General features: G+C 63.7%; 17 protein-coding genes, 1 tRNA gene and 3 pseudogenes. 13 read left to right on the top strand and 8 right to left on the bottom strand.

Translation table 11 applies throughout. The features are described 5' to 3' along the window. Nucleotides 1-18: 18 nt before the first annotated feature. From VF716_RS09685 to gabD, 3 genes and pseudogenes are all read right to left on the bottom strand, one after another. Nucleotides 19-2,124, bottom strand: a complete 2,106-nt coding sequence (locus tag VF716_RS09685; protein WP_197861209.1) for a 3-hydroxyacyl-CoA dehydrogenase NAD-binding domain-containing protein — start codon at nucleotides 2,122-2,124, stop codon at nucleotides 19-21. Between the two features lie 222 nt (nucleotides 2,125-2,346). Next, nucleotides 2,347-3,557: pseudogene (locus VF716_RS09680) on the bottom strand (HDOD domain-containing protein). Nucleotides 3,558-3,706: 149 nt separating this feature from the next. Continuing rightward, complete coding sequence (gabD, locus tag VF716_RS09675; protein ID WP_017245864.1) at nucleotides 3,707-5,155, bottom strand: NADP-dependent succinate-semialdehyde dehydrogenase; 1,449 nt, start codon at nucleotides 5,153-5,155, stop codon at nucleotides 3,707-3,709. Nucleotides 5,156-5,467: 312 nt separating this feature from the next. Between gabD and VF716_RS09670 the strand changes: the two genes are divergently transcribed. Further along, entirely contained in the window at nucleotides 5,468-5,920 is a 453-nt protein-coding gene (locus VF716_RS09670) for a c-type cytochrome (protein ID WP_017245863.1), read from the top strand. Nucleotides 5,921-5,957: 37 nt separating this feature from the next. Here VF716_RS09670 and VF716_RS09665 read toward each other — a convergent pair whose 3' ends face one another. Beyond that, on the bottom strand, nucleotides 5,958-6,659 hold the full coding sequence (locus VF716_RS09665; RefSeq protein WP_017245862.1) for a cytochrome b/b6 domain-containing protein: 702 nt from the start codon (nucleotides 6,657-6,659) through the stop codon (nucleotides 5,958-5,960). 264 nt (nucleotides 6,660-6,923) lie between these two features. Between VF716_RS09665 and VF716_RS09660 the strand changes: the two genes are divergently transcribed. From VF716_RS09660 to VF716_RS09650, 3 genes are all read left to right on the top strand, one after another. Beyond that, nucleotides 6,924-7,000 (top strand) — tRNA-Arg (locus tag VF716_RS09660). A 670-nt stretch (nucleotides 7,001-7,670) separates the two neighbouring features. Then, nucleotides 7,671-8,636, top strand: a complete 966-nt coding sequence (locus VF716_RS09655) for a hypothetical protein (RefSeq protein WP_440552596.1) — start codon at nucleotides 7,671-7,673, stop codon at nucleotides 8,634-8,636. A 125-nt stretch (nucleotides 8,637-8,761) separates the two neighbouring features. Next, nucleotides 8,762-10,627: a polysaccharide deacetylase family protein gene (locus VF716_RS09650; RefSeq protein ID WP_043884803.1), complete on the top strand. Its 1,866-nt coding sequence runs from the start codon at nucleotides 8,762-8,764 to the stop codon at nucleotides 10,625-10,627. 363 nt (nucleotides 10,628-10,990) lie between these two features. Here the strand turns inward: VF716_RS09650 and VF716_RS09645 are convergent, their stop codons facing one another. The 4 genes and pseudogenes from VF716_RS09645 to VF716_RS09630 all read right to left on the bottom strand — a co-directional run bounded on the left by VF716_RS09645 (nucleotide 10,991) and on the right by VF716_RS09630 (nucleotide 13,205). After that, the gene (locus tag VF716_RS09645) at nucleotides 10,991-11,497 is read right to left on the bottom strand and encodes an acyloxyacyl hydrolase (protein WP_196456986.1); all 507 of its coding nucleotides are present in this window, start codon (nucleotides 11,495-11,497) and stop codon (nucleotides 10,991-10,993) included. Between the two features lie 27 nt (nucleotides 11,498-11,524). Then, nucleotides 11,525-12,631 (bottom strand): annotated as a pseudogene (locus VF716_RS09640) (efflux transporter outer membrane subunit); the annotation flags it as partial. Continuing rightward, nucleotides 12,595-12,738: pseudogene (locus tag VF716_RS09635) on the bottom strand (RES domain-containing protein); the annotation flags it as partial. The pseudogenes VF716_RS09640 and VF716_RS09635, both read right to left, overlap by 37 nt. Further along, nucleotides 12,735-13,205 (bottom strand): antitoxin Xre/MbcA/ParS toxin-binding domain-containing protein, encoded by a 471-nt coding sequence (locus VF716_RS09630; RefSeq protein ID WP_037045105.1) that lies wholly within the window; start codon nucleotides 13,203-13,205, stop codon nucleotides 12,735-12,737. The pseudogene VF716_RS09635 and the gene VF716_RS09630, both read right to left, overlap by 4 nt. Nucleotides 13,206-13,528: 323 nt before the next feature. Here VF716_RS09630 and VF716_RS09625 point away from each other — a divergent pair, with 323 nt between their 5' ends. From VF716_RS09625 to VF716_RS09585, 9 genes are all read left to right on the top strand, one after another. Beyond that, nucleotides 13,529-13,774 carry a hypothetical protein gene (locus VF716_RS09625; protein WP_037045104.1) on the top strand — a complete coding sequence of 82 codons (246 nt, stop codon included), beginning with the start codon at nucleotides 13,529-13,531 and terminating at the stop codon, nucleotides 13,772-13,774. Between the two features lie 899 nt (nucleotides 13,775-14,673). After that, nucleotides 14,674-14,775, top strand: a complete 102-nt coding sequence (locus tag VF716_RS09620; protein ID WP_419185018.1) for a type VI secretion protein — start codon at nucleotides 14,674-14,676, stop codon at nucleotides 14,773-14,775. Nucleotides 14,776-14,795: 20 nt separating this feature from the next. Further along, complete coding sequence (gene tagH / locus VF716_RS09615; protein ID WP_256069313.1) at nucleotides 14,796-15,992, top strand: type VI secretion system-associated FHA domain protein TagH; 1,197 nt, start codon at nucleotides 14,796-14,798, stop codon at nucleotides 15,990-15,992. Nucleotides 15,993-15,996: 4 nt separating this feature from the next. After that, entirely contained in the window at nucleotides 15,997-16,479 is a 483-nt protein-coding gene (gene tssJ / locus VF716_RS09610; protein ID WP_014595380.1) for a type VI secretion system lipoprotein TssJ, read from the top strand. A gap of 2 nt (nucleotides 16,480-16,481) precedes the next feature. Next, complete coding sequence (tssK, locus tag VF716_RS09605; protein WP_197861507.1) at nucleotides 16,482-17,813, top strand: type VI secretion system baseplate subunit TssK; 1,332 nt, start codon at nucleotides 16,482-16,484, stop codon at nucleotides 17,811-17,813. Between the two features lie 5 nt (nucleotides 17,814-17,818). Further along, on the top strand, nucleotides 17,819-18,700 hold the full coding sequence (gene icmH / locus VF716_RS09600; protein WP_440552591.1) for a type IVB secretion system protein IcmH/DotU: 882 nt from the start codon (nucleotides 17,819-17,821) through the stop codon (nucleotides 18,698-18,700). Between the two features lies 1 nt (nucleotide 18,701). Then, nucleotides 18,702-22,241 carry a type VI secretion system membrane subunit TssM gene (tssM, locus tag VF716_RS09595; protein WP_440552589.1) on the top strand — a complete coding sequence of 1,180 codons (3,540 nt, stop codon included), beginning with the start codon at nucleotides 18,702-18,704 and terminating at the stop codon, nucleotides 22,239-22,241. Next, nucleotides 22,241-22,972, top strand: a complete 732-nt coding sequence (locus VF716_RS09590; protein ID WP_020309032.1) for a PP2C family protein-serine/threonine phosphatase — start codon at nucleotides 22,241-22,243, stop codon at nucleotides 22,970-22,972. The genes tssM and VF716_RS09590 overlap by 1 nt, the downstream gene beginning before the upstream one ends. Then, on the top strand, nucleotides 22,969-23,940 hold the full coding sequence (locus tag VF716_RS09585; protein ID WP_020309031.1) for a serine/threonine-protein kinase: 972 nt from the start codon (nucleotides 22,969-22,971) through the stop codon (nucleotides 23,938-23,940). Before VF716_RS09590 ends, VF716_RS09585 begins: the two co-directional genes overlap by 4 nt.

The raw sequence follows: 23,940 nt of genomic DNA, 5'->3' as shown, positions 1-23,940 counted from the left end.
AATGCAGGTCGGCGGGGCTCACTGCCCGGCCTGCCATTCGGTAAAGGTGCGGCCTTCGGCGGCCAGTTTTTCCAGCAGCGGCGCCGGCTTCCACCAGTCGCCGCAACGCGCGTGCAGTTCTTTTACTCGCGCCAGCACCTTGTCCAGGCCGACGCTGTCGGCGTAGTACATCGGCCCGCCGCGGAAGGCCGGGAAGCCGTAGCCGTTGAGGTAGATGACGTCGATGTCGCTGGAGCGCTGGGCAATGCCTTCCTCGAGAATCTTCGCGCCCTCGTTGACCAGCGCGAAGATGCAGCGCTCGACGATGTACTGCTCGTCCAGCGCCTTTCGCTCGATGCCCTTTTCCCGCGACGCGGCTTCCAGCATGGGCGCGAGGTCGGGGTTCTCCTGCGGCGTGCGGTTGCCGGGTTCGTAGCGGTAGTAGCCGGCGCCGGTCTTCTGCCCGAGCATGCCGGCGGCGCAGAGCTTGTCCGAGACGGTGGGGAAATCCAGGTGCGCCGGCAGCGTCGCGCGCTGGCGCTTGCGGATCGCCTGGCCGATGTCGAGACCGGACAGATCGCGCATGGCGAACGGTCCCATGGCCATGCCGAAGTTGCGCAGCGCACCATCGACCTGCTGCGGCGTGGCACCTTCCTCCAGGAGGAATTCCGCCTCGCGGCCGTACTGGAAGACCATGCGGTTGCCGACGAAGCCGTCGCAAACGCCGACCACCACCGAGACCTTCTTCAGCTGCTTGCCGATCGCCATGGCGGTGGCGAGCACTTCATTGCTGGTCTTCTCGCCGCGCACCACTTCCAGCAGGCGCATGACGTTGGCTGGGCTGAAGAAATGCAGGCCGACCACGTCCTCGGGACGTTTGGTGAAGGCGGCGATGGCATTCAGGTCCAGCGACGAGGTGTTGGAGGCGAGAATCGCACCCGGCTTGCACACGGCGTCCAGTTGCTCGAAGACCTGCTGCTTGACGCCCATCTCTTCGAACACGGCCTCGACCACCACGTCGGCATCAGCCAGGGCGCCGTAGTCGGTGACGCCAGCGATCAGCGCGAGGCGCTGCTCCATCGCATCCTCGGTCAGGCTGCCGCGCTTGACGCTCGCCGCGTAGGTTTCGCGGGCACGCTGCAGGCCGCGTTGCAACGCCTCGTCATTGATTTCCAGCAGCTTCACCGGCACCCCGGCATTGGCGAAGCTCAAGGCGATGCCGACGCCCATGGTGCCGCCGCCGATCACCGCGGCGGTCCTGATCGGACGGGGTTTGACGTCGGATGGCAGGTCGTCGATCTTGCCGGCCTGACGCTCGGCGAAGAACGAATGGATCAGCGCGCCGCGCTGCGGCGAATTCAGGCACTCGGTGAACAGCTCGCGCTCGCGCTTGAGGCCTTCGGCCAGCGGCAGCCTGGTGGCGGCTTCCACCGCAGCAATGCAGCGCAGCGGCGAGAACAGCCCCGGCATGCGCTTGGCCACCTCGGCGTGCTTGGCGCGAATCAGCGCCTCGTTGTCGGCGCCCTCAAGGCCTCTGGTCTGCTCGCCAGTGCGTCGCGGTGCGCGGCCTTCATCGACCATACGACGGGCATAGGCCAGGCCAGCGTTCACCAGATCACCCTCGAACAGCTCGTCGACGATGCTGTGCTCGACCGCCTCGGCGGCACTGATCGGCGTGCCGCTGACGATCATCTCCAGCGCCTTCTCGACGCCGGCCAGACGCGGTAGCCGCTGGGTGCCGCCGGCGCCCGGCAACAAACCCAGCTTCACTTCCGGCAGGCCGACCTTGGCGTCCTTGCGCGCGATGCGGTAATGACAACCCAGCGCCACTTCCAGCCCGCCGCCGAGCGCGGTGCCATGAATGACTGCGACGCTCGGCTTGCTGCAGCCTTCGATGACCTCAATCACCTCCGGCAGGCTCGGCGCCTGCGGCGGCTTGCCGAACTCCTTGATGTCAGCGCCGGCGATAAAGGTGTTGCCCTCGCACACCAGCGCCACGGCGCGCACCTGCTGGTCCGCTTCGGCACGCTGAAAGGCCTTCAGCAGCCCCTCGCGCACCGACTGGCCGAGAGCGTTGACCGGTGGATTGTTGACCGTGATCAGCGCGATATCGCCCTGAACTTCGAGCCGTACGACATCTGTCATGACTGGCCTCCGCTGTGTGAAATGCTGATTGGAATTGTAATTTCACGGAATCATGTTTCGCACTGCAGAATAAATGACTCATTTCCGCGTGTCGATAGCACCACACGGCCAGCGCATTCGAGCGAAAAGAAGGCGCAGAGCCGCGCCAGACAAGGGATGGTGCGCGACCCAGGGGCGATCGGTCGCGGCTATCAATACAGGGAATGTCGGATCAGACGCAGGTTAGCCCGCGACGGCATGGCGAGGCGCGCGCGCCAGCAGATCAGGATCGATGCGCAGCAGGCGCACCGTCCGCTCGCCGGCCAGACTGGCCGGCTCGGCATCGGCGGGCAGTTCGATCAGCAGCCGCGTCAGGTTGAGCGCCAGCGCTTCGCGGCGCAGTACACCGGCACCCAGCGCGTAGTAGGCGCTGATCACCTGGCGCAGCTCCAGTGGCAGCGCCCACTGCGCCCGCAGCGCCGAGCCGAAGCCGGCTGCACGCTCACGCAGGCAGCGCTGCAGCTGCGCCTCATCCAGCGCGCCGCCGCTGTCGAGCCATTCTTGCAGGCTGCGCAGGAGCGCCAGCTCGCCGATGTTCTGCAGCAACCCGGCGCTGAAACAGAGCTCGACATCCAACTTCAGCTGGCGTGCCAACCAGCTCGCCAGACGCGCCGTGCGCAGGGCCTGGGCGCTGAGCTGCGCCGCCAGCTCGGCGAGACGCGGCTCGACCAGCCGGGCGTTGTGCTGCAGAGCCAGCTCGGTCACCAGTTGCAGACTGCGCGCCAAGCCCAGCTGCCGTTGCGCCTGCGCCAGGCTCAGACAGGACTTCGGCGGCTGTGTTGCGCTGCTGGCGACGCTGATCAGCCGCGCCGTCACCTGCGGATCGCGAGCCAGCAGCTCCTCGAGCTGGGCATAGTCCTGATCGCCGCCCTGCAGGCGTTGCAGTGCACTCAGCACGGTCTCCAGCAGCGGCGCGCCGCGATTGTGCGGACGCATGCGTTCGAGAAAGCTGTCGAGGTCATCGACCACGGCGCGGCGCGGCGCGGCGCGCCGGCGTGACCCGCCGAACGCGGCAGCAGCTTGTCCAGGCGCTCGCGCAGGTCAGCCAGATCGTAGGGTTTGCCGAGATAGGCGGCCGGTGCGAGCGGCAGCACGGTGCGCACGCTGGCGGTATCGGTACGGGCACTGATCAGCACGCAGGGCAGGCGCTGGGTCGGACCATGGCGACGCAGCTCGCGCAGGAGCTGCCGACCATCAAGCCCGTCCAGTTCGCCATCGACGATCAGCAGGCTGGGCACCTGGCGCTGGCACGCCGCCAGGGCAGCATGGCCATCGGCTGCCGGTTGCACGCGCATGCCGGGACGTAGCTCGCGTACCAGCTGACAAAGCTGGTCCGCCCGCCACGGTTCGTTGTAGGCGACCAGTACGAAGGAGACTTGGGCCGAGACGCTCACTGCATTACTCGCTGAACAGGTCACTACAGCCTGGCCAGATGGCCAGGGCGACGACTGCTCCGCAAGAAATGGGCACGCCGCTGGGGGCGCGATTCTGACCGCAGGAGAACGCGACAGCCAGCCCCTGAGACCGACTGTCGCAGGGGGCGTCAGATGCCCATGCAGAGGTACTTGATTTCCAGGTAGTCCTCGATGCCGTACTTGGAGCCCTCACGGCCCAGGCCGGACGACTTGACCCCTCCGAACGGCGCCACCTCGGTGGAGATCAGCCCGGTGTTGATGCCGACCATGCCGTACTCCAGCGCCTCGGCGACGCGGAACACCCGGCCCAGATCGCGAGCATAGAAATAGGACGCCAGACCGAACTCGGTGTCATTGGCCTTGGCGATCGCTTCGGCCTCGTCCTTGAAGCGGAACAGCGGCGCCAGCGGGCCGAAGGTTTCCTCCTTGGCCACCTTGGCACTGTCCGGCACGTCCACCAGCACGGTGGGCTCGAAATAACTGCCACCCATCTGGTGCGCCTGGCCACCGGCTACCAGCCTTGCGCCCTGGGCGACGGCATCCTCGATGTGCTCACGGACCTTGGCGGCGGCGCGATCATCGATCAGCGGGCCAATGTCAGTGCCCTCCTCCAGGCCGTTGCCAACCCGCAGCTTGGCCACCGCCGCCTGGAATTTCTCGGCAAAGGCGTCGTAAACGCCGTCCTGCACGTAGATGCGGTTGACGCACACACAGGTCTGCCCGGCGTTGCGGTACTTGGACTGCATGGCGCCCTTCACCGCCTCGTCCAGGTCGGCGTCATCGAAGACGATAAATGGCGCGTTGCCGCCCAGCTCCAGGGACACCTTCTTGATCCCCGGCGCGCACTGCTCCATCAGCTTGGCGCCCACTTCGGTGGAGCCGGTGAAGGAAATCTTGCGGACCTTGGGGTTGGCGGTCAGCTCGTTGCCAATGTCACCGGCCGAGCCGGTGACGACGCTGAGCACGCCCTTGGGAATCCCGGCGCGCTCGGCCAGCTCGACCATCGCCAGCGCCGAGAACGGCGTCTGCGAGGCGGGCTTGATCACCATGGTGCAACCAGCCGCCAGCGCCGGGCCGGCCTTGCGGGTGATCATCGCCGCCGGGAAATTCCACGGGGTGATCGCCGCGGTCACGCCGATCGGCTGCTTGATGACGAGGATGCGCTTGTCCTTCTGGTGACCGGGGATGGTGTCGCCGTAGATGCGCTTGGCTTCCTCGGCGAACCACTCGATGAAGGACGCCGCATAGGCGATCTCGCCCTTGGCTTCGGCCAACGGCTTGCCCTGCTCCAGCGTCATCAGCCGACCCAGGTCGTCCTGATTCTCCATCAGCAGCTCGAACCAGCGACGCAACTTCTGCGAGCGCTCCTTGGCGGTCAGATCACGCCAGGCCGGCAGCGCCCGCTCGGCGGCATCGATGGCGCGGCGGGTTTCGGCGGCGCCCATCTTCGGCACCGTACCGAGAATCTCGCCGGTGGCCGGGTTGTTCACGCTGATGGTCTGGCCACTGTCGGCATCGACCCAGGCGCCATCGATATAGGCCTGCTGGCGGAACAGCGCGGTGTCTTTGAGTTGCATGGCAGTCTCCTCGGGCATCGTAGCGGCAGGCCCGCTGCGGAAAGTTTGGCGAACGCGACGATCATCTGAACCGTCCTTCGCCGCCCGGTTCCTGCCGCCGCATTGCACTTCGAACGACCATGCTAGGACCGCAGCCGGCCGGCCGGCAAGCTCATGGCGCTTGGCATTGTCGTGCCATTGACCAGCCTGATGCCTGCGCGGCCTGTCACGCCTTGTTACCCAAACCCGGGTACGGGTCGGGGTATAGTTGCGCGCGAGCGGCACAGCCGCCGAACAACCAAGGATCGATAAGGAGTTACCGTGAAAGCATTGATGACAGGCGCCGTGGCCGCCGTCCTGCTGGCCAGCACTGCCGTCCAGGCGCAGATGAAACCGGAAGAGATGGTCGAAACCCGCCAGGCCGGCTACCAGTTCATGTCGTGGAACATGGGCAAGATCAAGGCTCAGGTAGTCGACGGCAAGGAGCCCTACGACCAGCCCAAGGTGGCAGCCGCAGCCAATGCCATCGCCGCCATCGCCAACTCTGGCATGGGTAGCCTGTACAGCCCGGACACCACCACCGAGCAACTGGGCAAGGCCACCCGCCTAAAGCCTGAGTTCTTCCAGAACCTCGATGAGGCCGGGCAGATCGGCCGCAAGTTCACCGCCGCCGCCAACCAGCTTGCCAAGGTCGCCGCAGAAGGTGATCAGGCCGCGATCAAGAAGGCCTTCGGCGACGTCGGCGGCAGCTGCAAGTCCTGCCACGACAAGTTCCGCGCCGACTGATCGCGCGCAGCCAGCCGACACCTTCCGGTCGGCTGGCTTACCAGTCCAGGCCGGGCGCTACCGCCGCTGGCTCAGGCTTCAGCCAGTCCCCCACCGCCTGCACACCCCATACGCAAGCCGCACCCAGCGCGATCGCCAGAACCGCGGTGGGCAGCGAGCCGCCCCGCGCGTCCTGCTGCGTCGGATGCTCGCGCTCTGCCCGTCCCGCGATCATCGCCCGCACCAGTGGCCGACGCATCACCAGCGTGTAATAGATGATGGCCGCAAGGTGCATGCCGATCAGCACTAGCAGCAGCCACTTCGCCTGCCGATGCAGGCCGCTCAGCGCGCTGCCGGTTTCGCTGCTGATCAGCGCATAGAGCGGGCCTTGGAAGGCGATGTCGTCGGTCGCCATCAGCCCGCTGGCAACCTGGAAGCTCACCAGCAGCAACATGGCCAGTACCGAGAATGCGCCAAGCGGATTGTGCCCGGCTTCGCGCCAGTTGCCTTGCAGATAGTCCTTCACACCGAACGTCGCGGCGAAGATGCGCGGCCAGCGGGCGTACGTCGAACCGACGAAGCCCCAGATCAGACGGAACACCAGCAGCCCCAGCACCAGCAGGCCGAGCCGGCCATGCCAGGGCATCAGACTGCCGCCGACCCAGCCCGTGACGATGGCGGCGATCACCGCCCCGGCGAACAACCAGTGAAACAGCCGCAGCGGCGCGTCCCAGAGTTTGATATGGCCCGACATCCCCATCCCCTTGCCATCCGAACAACCACGGCCCCCGGCCGCGACACGCAAGGGTATCAGCCGAGCCCGCCGCAGGCAGCTGCGAAAAAGCCGCACCCGGGCGCATCCAGCCGGCCGCACCAGCATGGACGCCCGTCAACGACATGCGTATGATTGCCCCCCGCAACGCATCCGTAGCTCAGCTGGATAGAGTACTGCCCTCCGAAGGCAGTGATCATCGGGTTGAGAAGCTCGGAAGCTAGCGGTCAAATAGGTCTCTGCAACAAATACGCACCTGTAGCTCAGCTGGATAGAGTATTGCCCTCCGAAGGCAAGGGTCGTGGGTTCGAATCCCGCCAGGTGCGCCATATCTCCTTGATTTACAAGCCTTTTCCCTAAGGCTTCGCCGATTCGGTACCCGAATCGGTTCCTCCCGCAAAATCTCCCCCCATGCCAGCCGCTATGGCCGCGATGAGTACTGCCCTCTGCGCCATTTATCAGTGGCTTTTCGGGCTGTGCCAATCTTGTGCCTAAACCGTGCCGCCCGGCCTGTTCACATGCCGCGCCTCGGCAGCTGCGTGAGCACTAGCTCCATCGTACCCTGGCCTTATACGAGCAGGAACAATCTCAACCGGATCCAACTGTCAACCCTGGCTCACGCGGCTGCAATCGGCCAAAAGCAGTCCTTGAGAGCGATCGACCCGAAGCAGATTGTGTCCACCCGTGTAGCTGGACGGGCTGACCTATGCAGTTCGCTTGCAGCGCTGGCTGTATGCAACATACCGTTTAGCGGGGCGGGGATTGGAAGCCTCGTCTCGGCACATGATTTGCTGCCCCTCAATGTCCGCTGGCTTCTTGACGACTCGTACCCCTGAGACTTCCTAGTCACTAGTGACGGTTTTGGTTGATAACGTGAAACCGCCACTCGGTTAGATTCGCATGGTGCAAAACTATCGCTACGCGGATACCTACGCCTGTGGCGGGGCGTCCAGATCTTCCGTGGCTCATATTGTCATTCGATGCTGGAGCGCGGTTGCGATGCTCAATGAAATGCTGCGACGTGATCGTGAATCATCAGCCATGGCACCGTGGTGGGTTCTCCTTAAAGCGAAGAAGTTTCAAATGCGCCAGCTTCTAGTGTGCGGCTTGCTAAGTTGCCTGGCTTTCGCTGCGCCAGCAGAGGTTATGTCACCGGCGCAATTGCACTTTCTGGAAGTAAACGCTGCTGAACCCGAGGCTACCCAGGCCTGGAGGCGGGGCGTGTACATTTGGGATAGCCGTGCGTTGCTCAATCCTGCTACTCGAACCGACGAGCTGTCTCGCCTGGACCGCACGGGCATCCAACGTCTATATATCGGGCTGAGCGCCGAGCAATTAGCGCAACCGGAAGTTGTGCGGACGCTCGATGCGGTTGCCATAACGCTCAGAAAACGTGGCTTCGAGCCTGTGCTGCTTTTGGGTGATCCAGACTGGATGGCGCCTGAGCACCGCGCTTCGCTGATCGCCATCATTTGGAAATTGAAGTCTGTGTCGTTCTCAGCACTTCATCTGGATCTGGAAGTTGAGCAGCGTGGCTGGCCGGTTCCGGCGAAACATGTGCGTGAATGGCTGGACACGCTAAAGCATGTGGCAGCCGCTAGTCCTTGGCCTGTCGAAATATCGAGCCATTACCGCTGGTTTACTGAGGAGATGGGTGGCTTTCCTTGCGCTCCGTGTGAGCTACCTTCCATCGGTGTTAGTAAGGTGAGTTTGATGATCTACACCCGCAGTGCTGAACGCAGCGCCCAGCTCACGGAGAAAATCGCTCAGCGCTGGCCGGCCGTGCGCTTTCGACTCGCGCAGAGCATAGAGCCTCAGCTTGCGCCTGAAGAAACCTGGGGCGGCGCAGCACAGGCTCTACTTCAAGAGCAGGACAGCTTTTGGCGGGCTAGGCTGCAGCCTCTGGCTGTAGGGGGTATCGACTGGCAAGAGTGGGAATATTATCCAACCGGCCAACAACTATGAAAATCTATTGCTAATAAACGAAACAGCTACGATCCGGAAGCAGCAGGAGCCGGTTGCCGCTCTAACGTTTCCTGCCTCGCATTGCTCCAAGATGCTAATTTTCTACTTGCACCGACGAGGTCTTCGTGCCGTTCGTAAACAAGCCTGCCATCTTGGCACGTGCCATCGCCATTATAGTTCTTGTCAGTTTGCTGATAGTTGCCGTTACCGCTTTTATCGAGCGAAACACATTTGATCGCTTAGATGATCTAAACGGGCCCACTGAAGTGAGCCATATCTCTGACCAGGGGCGTTCCGACTGGAATCGCTTCGCCAGCGGAGAGCCTTCTCGTCTTGCAATCTTGTTGACCGATAAGGATTCCGCTTGGCTCGGCCTGGCGCATGGCCTCAAAAGTATCGGCGTGCCGTTCACTATTACCGATGACGTCGCCGAGGCTACTCGTCATAACGTCGTCCTCGTGTATCCGTTGCTTTCGGGACGCACCCTTGACGATGCTGGGCGCACAGCGCTGCGCCGCCACGTGGAAGCAGGACGGACTCTAATAGCCACACAAGTGCTGGGTGGCGGACTACACGATCTGTTTGGCTTCGAAACGACTTTGGAATCGCGAGCTCACCACAGTATCACCTTCGAACAAGCGCCAGCCCTTGGCTGGATCAGCGATCCCCATGAAAAGACAGTACTGCTTGGCCAGCCTGATCTGCCGACAAGTTGGATCGGCACGCAAACGTATGTGAATGCGCAGCAGGTTTTGGCCAGGTTCGAAGACGGATCCGCCGCTTTGGTCAGAGGAGACAACAAGGCAGGCGGCAGCGCATATGCGTTGGGTTTTGACCTCGGCTTTTTCATCATGCGAGCGCACAACGATCGTAATGACCAAGGCTACCGGGCCTATGCCAATGGTTATGAGCCGTCCGTCGACGTATGGCTGCGCTGGCTCAGGGCTGTCTATCGCCAGCACGAACCGCAAGCCGTCACGATTGGCTCTGTGCCACAAGGCCAACGCCTGGCTGCGGTCGTGACGTTTGATGTGGATTACGTCAAGTCGATGGGCAATCTACTTGCCTATCGGGACTTGCTCGTGCGGGAAGGAATACCGGCAACCTTTTTCCTACAAACAAAATACTACCGCGACTTTCAGGACGAAGGTTTTTTCAACGACCGTACGCTTGCTGCGATGGATGCCTTGGTGGCGGCTGGTATGGAGATAGCCAGCCACTCTGTTAGCCATTCCGACATTTACGCCTCGCTTCCGCTTGGTGATGGGAGCGAGCAATATCCGACCTATCAGCCGAGGGTTAGGGCTCTTGGCGATACGCAAGGTGCGACGGTGATGGGCGAGCTTAGGGTGAGCCGCTTTTTGTTGGAGCAACTGACCGGTCGCTCGGTGGTCTCGTTCCGTCCCGGCTATCTAGCAACACCGCCTCGCCTCCCTGAGGCTCTGGCCGCATCGGGCTATCGCTTTTCGAGTTCAGCAACTGCAGGGAACCTCACCACACACTTACCGTTTCGCACAAACACGCAACGGATGTATAGCGATGAAACGACAGTGTTTGAGTTTCCAATTGCGATTGAAGATGAGATACCGCCGATTATGGATCAGCGAGTCGAGGAGGCGGTTGAGCTGGCCGAGAAGCTTGCCCGATATGGCGCAAGTTACGTGATGCTGCTTCACCCGAATGAAGTTGACCATAAGTACCGCTTCTTGGAGCAGATCCTTCCTCGACTCAAACCATTCGCCTGGTTTGGAACCATGAGCCAGTACGGCAGCTGGTGGGCTGCACGCGATAAAGTCGAGGTCGATGTGCTGGCGCAACGCGGTCAAATTGTGCTCAACGTCCAAGCGCAAGAGCCTATTAAAGATCTGGTATTTGAGTTGCCAACTGGCCTGCGGCCGGTCTCTGGCAGCGCCATGCAAAAGCTATCCGATGGGCGATGGCTGTTCCGCGATATTCCCGCCGGCACGATTATGATTGACTTACATCACTAAAGAAGCAGGAAATCCAGGTTCGACTGCGACTGTCACCACGGGCAGGTTTTGGCCGGATAGCGCCCTTCCACCGCCGGCACCATGCGGCAGGCATTTTTCTGAGTTCGGATCTCATTGATGTGCTGCCAATTGCGACTGGACGATATTCCGTAGTCCATCAGGTTACCGCCTCTAAGTTGTAGACGAGCTCACCAGCAGTTTGCGGCGGTGCGACAGGTCACGAATGATCAGTAATTGCGGGGGAACAACACAGAGGGCAGCGCGCAGACGAAATCGCTGCGACACAACGTACTAGGTATAAGGGACAATTGCGGCAAGGTGATTACCACGTTGCGACTCCGTCCGGCGCAGAAGCCCCAGATATCAGAAGGCTTTGTTGTAGAACAATGAGTAGGATTCGATTCCGTCGTTCGGCTGCTTGATGCCGGCGTTGGAGTAATGCATGGCACGCAGGCCGACCTTGCGCTCGCCCGGCAGTTTCAGGCCGACGCCGAGGCGATCCTCGAAGTTGAACGAGGAGCCCAGCTGCTGCTCGCCGACGTCGGTCTTGGAGAAGAACGCGACGCCGATGCCGGCCTCGACGTACGGGGTGTAGCGCCAGCCACTGAACTCATAGGTGAACACCGGGCTGAACGACAGCGAGTGCGCGCCGGAATAGTCGTCGCCACCTTCCCAGTAGGTGTAGGCCGCGTCCCAGTAGCCGCTCAGCTGGCCGGTTTCGCTTTGCCACCAGCTCTTGTCCCATGCCTGCGCCAGGCTGGCGCGGAAGGTCATGTCGCCCTGCCCGGTGACGCCCAGAGCGCCCGAGACTTCAGCGGCGGCTACGGGGCCGGCGGCCAGGCCCAGCGCCAGCGCGCCGCCCAGAATCATGCGATTGATCAAAACGAACTCCTTACTTCAGTTCATGGTGAGTGTTGCGGGGCCATCAGCCCCCGCGGCCGAACGCTCGGCCGTGTCCGTCTTCCAGCCGCCACCCAGGGCGCGATACAGCTGGACTTCGCGGTTCAGCTGCAACAGATGGTCGCTGAGCAGCTGGCGCTGCGACGCGAACAGCTCGCGCTGGGCGTCGAGCACGGTGAGGTAGGTATCCACGCCCTCGTCGTAACGCTGGCGGGCCAGCTGGTAGTAGGCGCGGTTATTGTCGACCAGATCGCTCTGCGCCTGTACCTGTTCGTCGTAGGTGCCGCGCGCGGCGAGGCCGTCGGCGACCTCGCGGAAGGCGGTCTGGATGGCCTTCTCGTACGCCGCGACGTGGATGTCCTTCTGGATCTCGGCATAGTCGAGATTGGCCTTCAACCGCCCGGCGGTGAAGATCGGCAGGTTGATCCGCGGGACCAGACTCCAGGCCCCGGAACCGCCGTCGAACAGGCCGTCCAGTTCGCTGCTGGCGGTGCCGGCGCTGCCGGTCAGGCTGATGCTCGGGAAGAACGCCGCGCGTGCCGCGCCGATATTGGCGTTGGCGGCCAGCAGGCGGTGCTCCGCGGCGCGGATGTCCGGGCGACGCAGCAGCAGATCGGCCGGCAGCCCGGCGGGGAAATCGGCCAGCGTATCCATCTGCAACTTGCCGCCTGCCGGCAGATCGTTCGGAATCGCCGCGCCCAGCAGCAGGCGCAAGGCGTTGACATCCTCGGCGATGAGCCGGGTGTACAGCGCCTTCTGCGTACGCGCCTGATCGACCAGCGTGCGCGCCTGGCGCACGTCCAGTTCCGAGGCAGTGCCGGCTTCGGCACTGGCTTCGATCAGCGACAGGCTCTGCCGGTAGCTTTCCAGCGTGGCCTCGCTCAGCTCCAGCAGCGCCTGGTCGGTGCGCCAGGCGAAATAGGCGGTGGCGACGTCGCCGACCAGAGCGATGTGCACGCTGCGCTGGGCTTCTTCGCTGGCCAGGTACTGCTCCAGCGCCGCGCGGCTGAGGCTGCGGATGCGGCCGAAGGCGTCCAGCTCGTAGGATACGCCCAGCGCTACGTCGTAGCGGCTCTGGATACCCGCCTCGCCGGTCGATTCCAGCGGCCACCCAGCTTGTGGGCACCAATGCCACTGTCCCAGGTGTCCTTGTAGAGCTCGCGGTCAAGGCGCCATGCGTACCATGAGCCAGACCAGGGAAGCGGGTTCACTGATAGACCCCGTACTCGATACGCTCCAGATAATCCTCGACGGCCTGAAACCCCACCGGGTTGTCGATAACGTCCAGCGGCACGTCGCCGTCCAGATACTTGCAAGGACGCCCTAGCCATTCTTCGGCCAGCTTCTGAGTGCCGAACACATTGATCGCGTGCTCCAGCACCTTCGCGTACTGGAACGCCACAGCGCTCTGTTGGGAATTGAGGTGTGCTGGTTGCTTGCTGCCCTGGCGCTGGATCGTCCTGATGGACTTGCCCACAATGCGACTCATGATCTTCTTCGTCGAATACAAATCAGAAATCGCAAGCATGTCTTGCACGTCTTTCAGGTCGAAGCCTTTGACCGTGAGCCTGTAGACCATGACCGGACTGAGCTGGTCAGAGTCACTTTGGAAAAGATATTCCGTTGGCCTACGAGCGGCAGGTGCTGGCTTGCGGGTGCGAGTGTCGGCGGAAACCATAGCGTATTCTCCACATGCGACATATGGCATGATTGTAGCGTCATTTGGCGCGCCGTGCAGCGGATAAGTGCTTGGTGCTCTGTTCGTGGCCTGAATCGATTGTGCGCATGCCTGACGTCCCATTCCGGGTGCTCGCGCAGTTGAGCTGCTTGGGTGAGTTTTCGCCCGCCGGCAGCAGTGGCTGGATCGGCGCGTTCGTTACCACTCTCTGAGCCTACCCGCTCTTTGCTATGCTGCCAGCCTGCGCCGCAGGACTTAGTTGGCTGCGGCCTGCCGCCGCCTCCCCTTGCGGACACCTCATCCAACCGGCTTCTGGAGTCGCGATGAAACATCATCTGGTGATCGAAGACTGGGAAGGCGATGGCGCCATTCGCCTGCCCGACGACGTTCTGCAGGAAATGGGAGTTGATGTTGGAAGCACGCTCTACCTGCTTGAGGAATATGTAGGCACCACCCGTTGCCTGGTGCTCAGTAAGACTCCGCGCATTCCTGATCGCGTTGATGAACTGGCTGGCCATTGGGAGTCGTTTGGCAAAATCTCTGCCGAGATAAACGCCAATGACGAGTGAGCTGACTACCCAGCCTGCTGCCCGCGAATCCCGGTGCGTGACGCTCTGCCATTGCCTCCTGCAAGGAGCAAAGACTTTCATGCATAGACAAGGGCCGCTAGCCTCTGGCCAACCACATTCCTGGGTTGCGCAAATGTGACAGCCCAGGACAAAAAGCAGGTTTGTGCGAACTCAGGCGCAGCACGGCTGTAATTGTGCATTCCACGCGCCGATGCGAGCGGGGGCAGCGCCAAGTACCAGTGATCTATTAACCCCCCACTAAGTTACGATGATCGCTGCAGATCGCGAGCAGAACTCAGGCTCAATGAGACGACGGTAGGACGCGTCAGGGTCTGGCTAGTGGTCAAAAATCGATATCCCGGATTTCGTTTTTTGTGCCAAGGGTAACTGCCCTCGGATGTCTCTATTAGCCTTAAACTGCAAGACACAGTAAAATACGAAACCCTTGCAGTACGGCACTTAGAGGCATTTTTGAACGCTTGTCGCCAACCAAGATTTCTGTACCGCATTGGCCTCCGAAGGAGGGGTCGTGGGTTCGAATCCCGCCGGATGCGCCATATTAGATAGTCGTTTCGAGCCCCTTCGAAGCGCTCCGCAAAAGCCCGCTCGCTGCGGGCTTTTGCGTTTCTGCTGGTCCGTCCGCCTAACCGGATCGCCTGCCAGCAAACGGCCGGTCGGCGCAAGTTAAACCTGCCGCGCGGCATCACCGGGCCGCCTCAACCTGACCTCACGCTCGTTTTAGACGCATCCGTCGGGTGTTCTGTGAACCTGTTCACCGAGCTTGCGGGACAACTGAACTTCAATGCCTCGCTCAGGTCGCGCCATGCGCACCTTGCCCCCACACACGACTTCAAGGAGGAAATCGCGTGCCAGTGCGCTATTACGCCCTCGTTTCGCTCATCGCCGCCTCGCTGCTCGCCGGTTGCACCGGCAACTACAGATTCGACGATGACCACTATCGCCCGCTGGGTGATCCGCAAGCCTTGAATCGCGGCAAGTAACCGCAAGGAGCGACACGACCATGGAACTGGTCTTCGATATGGTGGGCGCCCAGCAATTCGTGCCCGGGCTGCTGACCACCAAAACCTTCAAACAGGCCGGCGGAGTGATCGGCCGCGCAGAGGGCTGCGATTGGGTGATCCCCGACCGCAAGCGCGTCCTCTCCGGACGTCATGCAGTGATCAGCTACCGCGACGGCGCCTTCTTTCTCACCGACACCAGCAGCAACGGCATCCAGCTCAAGGACAGCGGCGCCAGCCTGGTCAAAGGCCAGCCGCAACGCATCGAGCATGGCAGCGTCTACTGCCTGGGCGACTTCGAGATCCGCGCCCGGCTGATCCAGGACCCGGCGCGGTTCGAAGGCGACATTGGCCGCCCGCAACCGGCCGGCACCATCATCCCCGACGATGCCTTCCTCGACCTCGATCCCCTGGTCGCGATGGATCAACAGGAGCGCATCTACGCCGAAGTCGACGACCTCGACCTGACGCTGGTGGCACCACAACGCCAGGCCCAGCAGCGCGACTACGCCCGCATCGACACCGAAAGCCTGCCGCTGCCGGAACTGGTCATGCCACCGACTGCAGCCGAACCCAAGCGCGAACCGGAGCCTGAACGTCTGCCACCCGGCTTCTGGGAGCGCTTCGGCGAGGCACTGGGAATCGATCTCGGGGGTATGGATGAAGACCAGCGGCAAGCGCTGGCACTGAATGCTGCCCACCTGCTCAAGCAGAGCGTGGCGGGCCTGCAGCAGAGCCTGCGCACCCGCAGCGAGCTGAAAAACGAGCTGCGCCTGGCGCTGACCACCGTGCAGAGCGCCGGCAACAACCCGCTCAAGCACAGCGCCGATGCGAGCGAGGCCCTGAACGGCCTGCTGCGTGGTGGCAAACCCGGCCAGCTCAGCGCCGAACAGGCCGTCGGCCGCGCCTTTCGTGATCTGCAGGCGCATCAGGTGGCACTGCTGGCGGCCAGCCGCGCCGCCGTTCACGCGATGTTCGAACAGCTGGCGCCGGAGCAGCTGGCGCTGCGCTTCGAACGCGAAGGCCGCAAACCCCTGCTCGCCACCGCCGGCAGTCGCTGGCGTGCCTATCGCCGCCTGCATCACAGCCTCGGCCAGGATGCCGACTGGAGCGAACGCCTGTTCGCCCGCGACTTCGCGAAGACCTATGAGGAGCAGGTGCGCCTGATCGCCACGCTCGATTCAACCCATCAAGGATGATCCCATGCCTCGTCGCATCACCCTGGCCATGCTGGCCTCGCTGCTCGTGCTGGGCGGCTGCTCGGCACTGTCGCCGTACTCCAAGCTGACCAAGCTGGACCTCGAGCTGCACGGCAGCGACCGTCTCAACCCCGACCTCAACGGCCGGCCTTCGCCGATCGTGCTGCGCCTGCTGGAGCTCAAGCATCCGGTGGCGTTCGAAAACGGCGACTTCTTCGCACTCTACCAGCGGCCCAAGGAAGCACTGGCGCCGGACCTGGTGACCTCCGAGGAACTGGAACTGCGTCCCGGCGAAAGCCGTGAGCTGAAGCTCTCCGTGCAGGACGGCAGCCGCTACGTCGGCGTGCTGGCCGCCTACCGCGACCTGCCGGAAGCCAGCTGGCGCTACGTCATCGCCGTGCCGCCGCAAGAGCGCACCCGCATCGCCCTGAGCCTGGATGAGCGTGGCATCGCGCTGTTCGACCCGCTCGCCGAAGAAGGAAAATAAGCATGAGCCTGCACAAGGTTGTCTGGCAGGAAGGCATGCTGCTGCGCCCGCAGCACTTCCAGCAAAGCGATCGATACTACGATCACCAACTCAAGGCGCGCACCCAGAAGCTGAGCAGCCATGCCTGGGGATTCTTCAATTTGGAGATCGACCGCCAGTTCCTCAACATGGGCAAGCTGGTGCTCAGCCAGGCCAGCGGCATCCTCCCGGACGGGACCCTGTTCGAGCTGGGCAGCGAGCGCGAGCCTCTGGCTCTGGACATCCCGCCGAATACCGGCAGCACTCCGGTCTATCTCGCGCTGCCGCTGGTCACCGGCAACCACATCGAAACCCGCCGGCCCGAGCAGAAGGACGTGCTGGCGCGCTATACCGCCCACGAACTGGACGTCGCCGACTCCAATGCCGGCGACAGCAGCACGAGCCAGGTCAGCACCGGTCTGCCAGATTTCCGCCTGCTGCTGGGCGAGCAGCAGAGCGACCAGGCCTACGTGAAACTGCAGCTGTGTGAGGTGCTGGACACCACGCCGGACGGGGTCATCAGCCTCGACCCCGAGTTCATCCCCACCTATGTCAACTTCCAGACCTCCGCCTATCTGCTGTCCTGCCTGAAGGAAGTGATCAGCATGCTCGCCCACCGCGGCGATACCCTTGCCGAGCGAATCAGCGCCACCGGCAAGGTGGGTGGCGCCGAGGTCGGCGACTTCATGATGCTGCAGCTGATCAACCGTCACGAACCGGTGCTGCGCCACTACCTGGGCGTGGAGCAGGTGCATCCGGAGCAGATCTACCGGGATCTGCTTGGCCTGCTCGGCGAGCTGGCGACCTTCTCCAGCGAGAGCAAGCGCCCGCGCTTGGATGGCCGTTACCAGCACAGTGCTCAGGGCGCGAGCTTCCGCAAGCTGATGGACGCGATCCGCCAGGTGTTGTCGATGGTGCTCGAGCAGCACGCCATCGAGCTGCTGCTGCAGCAGCGTCAGTACGGCATCCAGGTATCGCCGCTGCATGATCACAAGCTGCTAGGCACGGCGTCCTTCGTGCTCGCCGCCAGCGCCCAGTGCGATTCGGAAACCCTGCGCACACGGCTGCCGGCGCACCTGAAGATCGGCCCGGTGGAACGCATCCGTCAGTTGGTCAACCTGCATCTGCCGGGCATCCGCCTCAACCCGCTGCCGGTGGCGCCGCGGCAGATCCCCTTCCACGCCGGCAAAACCTATTTCGCCCTGGAGCTCAGTGCCGAGGACCAGGCGCAGCTGGAGCGTTCCGGTGGCTTTGCCTTCCATGTGTCCGGTGACTTCGCCGGGCTCGAACTGAAATTCTGGGCGGTCAGGGACTGAGCGACATGATCGAGGAAATGGATTACGGACAGGACGACCGCACGGTCATCGTCAATCGAGCAGGAGACGCCCCGGCGCAGAGCCCGCTGACCGACTTCGACACCCCGCCGCGCTTCGAGCAGCTGGAGGAACGGATGATCTACGCCGCGCGCCTGCGCCCGGCGGAAACCTTCAACATCAGCCTCAACCCGCTGGTGGCCGCCGCCTCGCCGCTGCTGTCGGAAGTGGTGCGCTTCAAGCACAGCCTGGAAAGCGAAGACCTGCAGGCCCTGCACGGCCAGTTGAGCAGCGCGATCAAGCTGTTCGAGCATCGCGCGCTGCATGACGGTGCCGAAAGCAGCCAGGTGATGGCGGCGCGCTACGTGCTCTGCACTGTGCTCGACGAGGCCGTGGTGACCACGCCCTGGGGCAACGAAAGCGAATGGTCGCAGATGAGCCTGCTGTCCTCCTTCCACAACGAGACCTTCGGCGGCGAGAAGTTCTTCCAGCTGCTCGAGCGGCTGTCGCGCAACCCGGTCAAGCACCTGCCGATGCTCGAGCTGATGTACCTCTGCCTGTCGCTCGGCTTCGAGGGCAAGTATCGCGTGCTACCGCGCGGCATGCTCGAGCTGGAAGCGGTACGCGACAGCCTCTACCGACAGATTCGCCAGATGCGCGGCGATATACCGCGTGAGCTGTCGCCGCACTGGGAAGGCCTCAAGGACACCCGCCGACGTCTGGTGCGCATCGTGCCCTGGTGGATGGTGGCGCTGTTTACCCTGGTCTGTCTCGGGGTGATTTACGGCGGCTTCGCCTGGGTGCTCGGCGAACAACGCGAGGCCGTGCTGCAACCCTACCGCTCGCTGGACATGGATGCCGGCGGTTCCACCTTTTCAGGGATGAAATGAGATGAAGACGTTCTTTGGCAAGCTCGGCGCCGTGCTGCGCCGGACCTGGGTCTGGAGTCTACTGCTGGTCCTGCTGCTGGCGGTCATGGTGTGGTTCGTCGGGCCGCTGCTGGCGGTCGACGACTACCGGTTCTGGGAATCGTCGACTGCCCGCCTGCTGAGCATCAGCGTGCTGTTTCTCGGCTGGGGGCTGGCCATGGTCTTCGCCAGCTGGCGCGCCAGTGCGCGCAAAAAGCGCGACGCCGAGGACCAGGACGTTCAGGAGCAGCTGCGCCGCAACGGCCTGATCGGCGAGGAGCAGCAGGAGCTGCGCCATCGCTTCAGGCAGGCGCTGCGCACCCTGAAGACCTCCAGCCTCTACCGCGGGCGCAGCGAGAAATGGCGCAGCGAGCTGCCCTGGTACCTGTTGATCGGTCCGCAGGGTAGCGGCAAGACTAGCCTGCTGGATTTCTCCGGCCTGGACTTTCCGCTCAACCGCAGCGAACAGCAGCGCCTGACCAAAGACGTCTCCGGCACCCGCTATGCCGACTGGTACTTCGCCGATCATGCCGTGCTGATCGACACCGCCGGCCGCTACCTGACCCAGCCCGATGCAGCGGTCGACGGCAGCGCCTGGGAAACCCTGCTCGGTCTGCTGCGCAGGCGCCGCGCCCGCCCGCTCAACGGCGTACTGGTCAACCTGCCGGTGGACCAGCTGCAGGGCGGCAGTGAACTGGAGCTGGAGAACCTGGCCCGCCAGACCCGCCAGCGCCTGCACGAGATCCATCAGCGTCTGAACGTGGACGTGCCGGTCTACTTGGTGCTGAGCAAGTCCGATCGAATTCTCGGTTTCGACGAATTCTTCGAGCAGCTGTCTCGGGAGGAAAGCGACCAGGTGCTGGGTGCGAGTTTCCGCAAGGAGCAGAACGGCAGCGATGCGCAGGTGGTGCGCCAGGAATTCGAGGAGCTGCTGCGCCGGCTGAACAGCCAGGTGATCCTGCGCATGCACCAGGAACGCGATACACAGCGCCGCGGCCGAATCCTCGACTTCCCACATCAGTTGGGGCAGATCGGCGAGCGCCTGAGCCTGTTTATCGAACTCGCGTTTGCCGGCAACCGATACCAGCGTGCCAGCCAGCTGCGTGGTTTCTACCTGACCAGCGCGCCGCAGCTACGCGAAACGCTCGATCCGCTCACCGCCGGCATCGGCCGCCAGCTCGGCCTGGCCAGCAGCGCGCTGCCGACGTTCCGCAGCGGTCGCGCGCGCTTCATCAACCAGCTGCTCAGCCGGGTGATCTTCCCTGAAGCCGAACTGGCGGGCCTCGACCAACGCGAAGTACGCCGCATCGACTGGGGCCAGCGTGCCCTCTATGCCGGAGCCTTCGGCTGCCTGCTGCTGTTCGGCGGCGCTTGGGCACTTAACTTCTCTGGCAACCATGAACGCCTTGAACAGCTGCGCGACATCGCCCAGGAACTCGGCAGCGAGCGCAAGACCATCGCGGCGGGAGACGAGGCTCTGCGCACCCTCAAGGCCCTCGATGCGAGCTATGCCGCGACACAGGTCTTCCCGCCTCGGGAGGAGATTTCCTGGCTGCGCCGTGGCGGCCTCTATCAGGGCGAAGCGGTCGACCCGACGCTGCACGAGGCCTACCGCCGCGATCTCGAAAGGTTGCTGCTGCCGCGCGTCGCCCGGCAGCTGGAGGCGCAGATCCGCGCCAACCTGAATGACCGCGAACAGCTGCTCGGCAGCCTGCGCGCCTATCTAATGCTGAACCTCGCCGAACGCCGTGATGCGGCGTTTCTCAAGGACTGGCTGGCCGCCGACTGGTCGCTGCGCCATCCCGGCAATGCCGTAGCGCAGCAGGGCCTCAACACCCACTTCGCGCGCCTGCTGGAAGAATCCTTTGCTGCATACCAGCTGAACGACAATCTGGTAGCCAAGGCCCGCGCACAGCTGCGCAGCGAATCGCTGGCGGCCGTGGTGTACCGCATGCTGCGCGATCAGGCGCGCAACCTTCCCGACTACCGGCTGAACACGCAGCTCGGCCCGCAGGCGTCGCTGTTCGTCGGCGGTGACTACACCATTCCAGGCTTCTACACCCAGCGCGGCTATCACAAGCTGTTCGTCGCACAGGGCGCCGATCTGGTCAGCGAGATACTGCGCGACAACTGGGTACTGGGCGAAGGCGACAGCCTCAGCACCAAGGACCTGGGCCGCCTGCTGGTGGAAATGGAACAGCTTTACTTCCGTGACTACGCCGCGCACTGGAGCGAGGCGATTGCCCAGCTGAACATTCTCCCCGCCGGTAGTGCGGCGCAGGGCGCCGCGCAGCTCGCCGGGCTCACCGCCGCCAACTCGCCGCTGCTGCAACTGTTGCTGGAGGTGCGCGAGAACACCCGGTTCGCCGGTCTGGTCGAAGCGACTGCCGGGGCCGGCGAGCTGGCCGAAGCGGCACAAGGCGCCGGCGGCAAGCTCGGCAAGGCAGCCAAGCTGGCAACCGCCGCCGCCGAGCAAGCCCAGACCGCACTGCTGAAGAACATGCCGGACACCGCGCGCAGAACCCTGGAGCGACGCTTCGCGCCGCTGCACCAGCTGCTCGACGAGAACGGCGCGCCCGGCCCCGAGTTGAGCGCCAGTCTGCAAGCCCTCGACGCCCTGCAGCTGCAGCTCGCTTCCCTGGCCCACGCCAGCGCACCGGAACAGGCCGCCTTCGAAATGGCCAAGGCACGTATGGGCGGCCAGCGCGATGCTATCAACCAACTGCGCAGCAGCGCTGCACGGCTGCCGCAGCCGCTGGGCAAGTGGCTGGGGCTGCTGGCCGAAGACAGCTGGTCGCTGGTACTCACCGATGCCTACCATTACCTCAATCAGCGCTATCGCAACGAGCTTTACGCCAGTTACCGCGGTTCGTTGCGCGAGCGTTATCCGTTCAGCGCCCACAGCGCCAGCGATGTCGCCCTCGCCGACTTCCGCGAGTTCTTCAAGGCTCAGGGCCTGGCGGACAGTTTTTTTGAGCGCTACCTCAAGCCCTTCGTCAGCGGCAGCGCCGGCGAGTACCAGTTGCGCCGGGTTGACGGTCGCGGCTTGCCGCTGTCCGAGCAGTTCCTGGCACAGATGAGTCGGGCCCAGACCATTCGCCGCAGCTTCTTTGCCGAGAACCCCAACGAGCCGCTGATCCTGTTCAAGCTCGAGCCTTATTCGCTGGATTCGAGCCTTGGTCGCGCCGACTTCCGCTTCGGCAACCAGCAGATGGAATACCGCCACGGGCCGATCGTGCAGACCGCGTTTCGCTGGCCGGCCGAAGCCGACGACGGACGCACCAGCCTGGTGGTGGAAGAACTCGGCGGCCGTCGCGTGGGTATCGAGAAGAACACCGGGCCCTGGTCGCTGTTCCGCCTGATCGACCTGATGCAGGTCGACTACCACAGCGGCCGCGACGTGTTGATGCTCAAGGCCGATCTCGGCGGCCTGCGCACCAACTACCTGCTGCATGCGCAGCGCTCGCCGAATCCGTTCGATCTCGCGCTGCTGCGCGGCTTCAAGCTGCCGGCGACGCTGTGATGAACGCAACCGCGTGCAGCTGGCGCAGCGCCGCGCGCACCGACACCGGCAAGGTGCGTGCGCGCAACGAAGATGCCTTTCTCGACCTGCCACAGGCCGGGCTCTGGGCCGTGGCCGACGGCATGGGCGGACACCAGAACGGCGCCCTGGCCAGTCGCCTGATCATCGAGCAGCTGGCCGAGCTTTCTAGGGGCGGCGATCTGGCCGAGCGGCTGCGGGCGTTGCGGCGCTGTCTGCATGAGCTCAATCGCCGGCTCAGCCAGGAACTGACGGTCACCACCGAACGCCCCGATCCGGTGATCGGCAGCACCGTGGTCGCCCTGCTTATGGAAAGTGATCGCGCCGCGTGCATCTGGGCTGGCGACAGCCGCTGCTACCTGTGGCGTAGCGGCCGTCTCTATCAGCTGTCACGCGACCACTCGTTGCTGCAGCAACTGATTGACGAGCAGCAGCTCAGCCCCGAGCTTGCCGCCAAACACCCGGCCGCCCATGCATTGACCCGCGCCATAGGCGCCAGCGAGAAGCTGGAGCTGGATATCCTCGAATTCGCCGTATTCCCGGGCGACACGCTGCTGCTGTGCAGCGATGGGCTCTACCAGAGCATGTCCGCCGACGCGCTCGGCGCCGCACTCAGCCTGCCGTCCACGCAGCTGGCGCTGGAACGGCTGTTTCGTCAGGCACTCAAGGGCCCGGCGCGAGACAATCTCAGCGCCGTGGTGATACGCCGATGAACGCCCAGCCCGCCTGCGATCTCACTTATTTTGCACTGGCCTCCACCGCGGCCACGCCGGTGTCGGAGGCACCGAAAACGCCTGTCGGCGAGCTGCCGGAAGTCCTCGGCGGCCGCTACCGGATCGAGCGCCTGCTCGGCGTCGGCGGCATGGGTGCGGTCTATCGCGCCCGTGACCTGCTGCGCGAACAGTTCGGCGATCCGGAGCCCTACGTGGCGCTGAAGACGCTCAGCGAGGATTTTGCCGAGTACCCCGACGCCAGCGCCCTGCTCTACAGCGAATACGCGCTGACCACTCGCCTTAGCCACCGGCATGTGGTGCGCCTGTACAACTTCGACATCGACCCAGCCAGCCAGCGTGCCTTCATCACCCTGGAGCTGCTCAAGGGGCCAACCCTCGACCAGTTACTGTGCGAGCGCCCGCAGGGCATGGCCTGGAACGAACTGCAGGGCATCGCGTTACCGCTGCTTGAGGCACTGACCTATTCACACAGCCTGGGCGTGCTGCATGGCGACCTGAAACCGAGCAACGTGATGCTCGCCGATGACGGCCTGCGCCTGTTCGACTATGGGCTCGGACAACCGCTGGAAGGGCTGCTGCCCGGTTTGCCGCGCCTGTGCCGCACGCGCTTCGCCGCCTGGACGCCGCGTTATGCCGCACTGGAGCTGCTCGACGGTGGCGAGCTGACCGCCGCGGCGGATGTTTACGCCCTGGCCTGCGTGCTCTATGAACTGGCCAGTGGCAGCCACCCTTATCGCCGGCTCAGCGCCCGTCAGGCCAAAGCCATGGAGCTGGACAGCTCCCTGCAGCGCCCGCCGCAGCTGCCCCCGCATTGCTGGCCGGCGCTGCGTCTGGCGCTGGCATTCGACGAAGCGCAGCGCAGCATCGATGCAGCGGGCCTGTTGCAAGCCTTCAGCCGCCCCGCACCGAACCGTTGGCGGCGCTGGTTCGGCCACTCCCATGGATGA

Source organism: Stutzerimonas sp. Brlt_14, from assembly GCF_051948915.1.
GTDB classification, from domain to species: domain Bacteria; phylum Pseudomonadota; class Gammaproteobacteria; order Pseudomonadales; family Pseudomonadaceae; genus Stutzerimonas; species Stutzerimonas stutzeri.
Note: the sequence above shows the minus strand (reverse complement) of the source record. Positions and strands in the feature narration are given on the sequence as shown.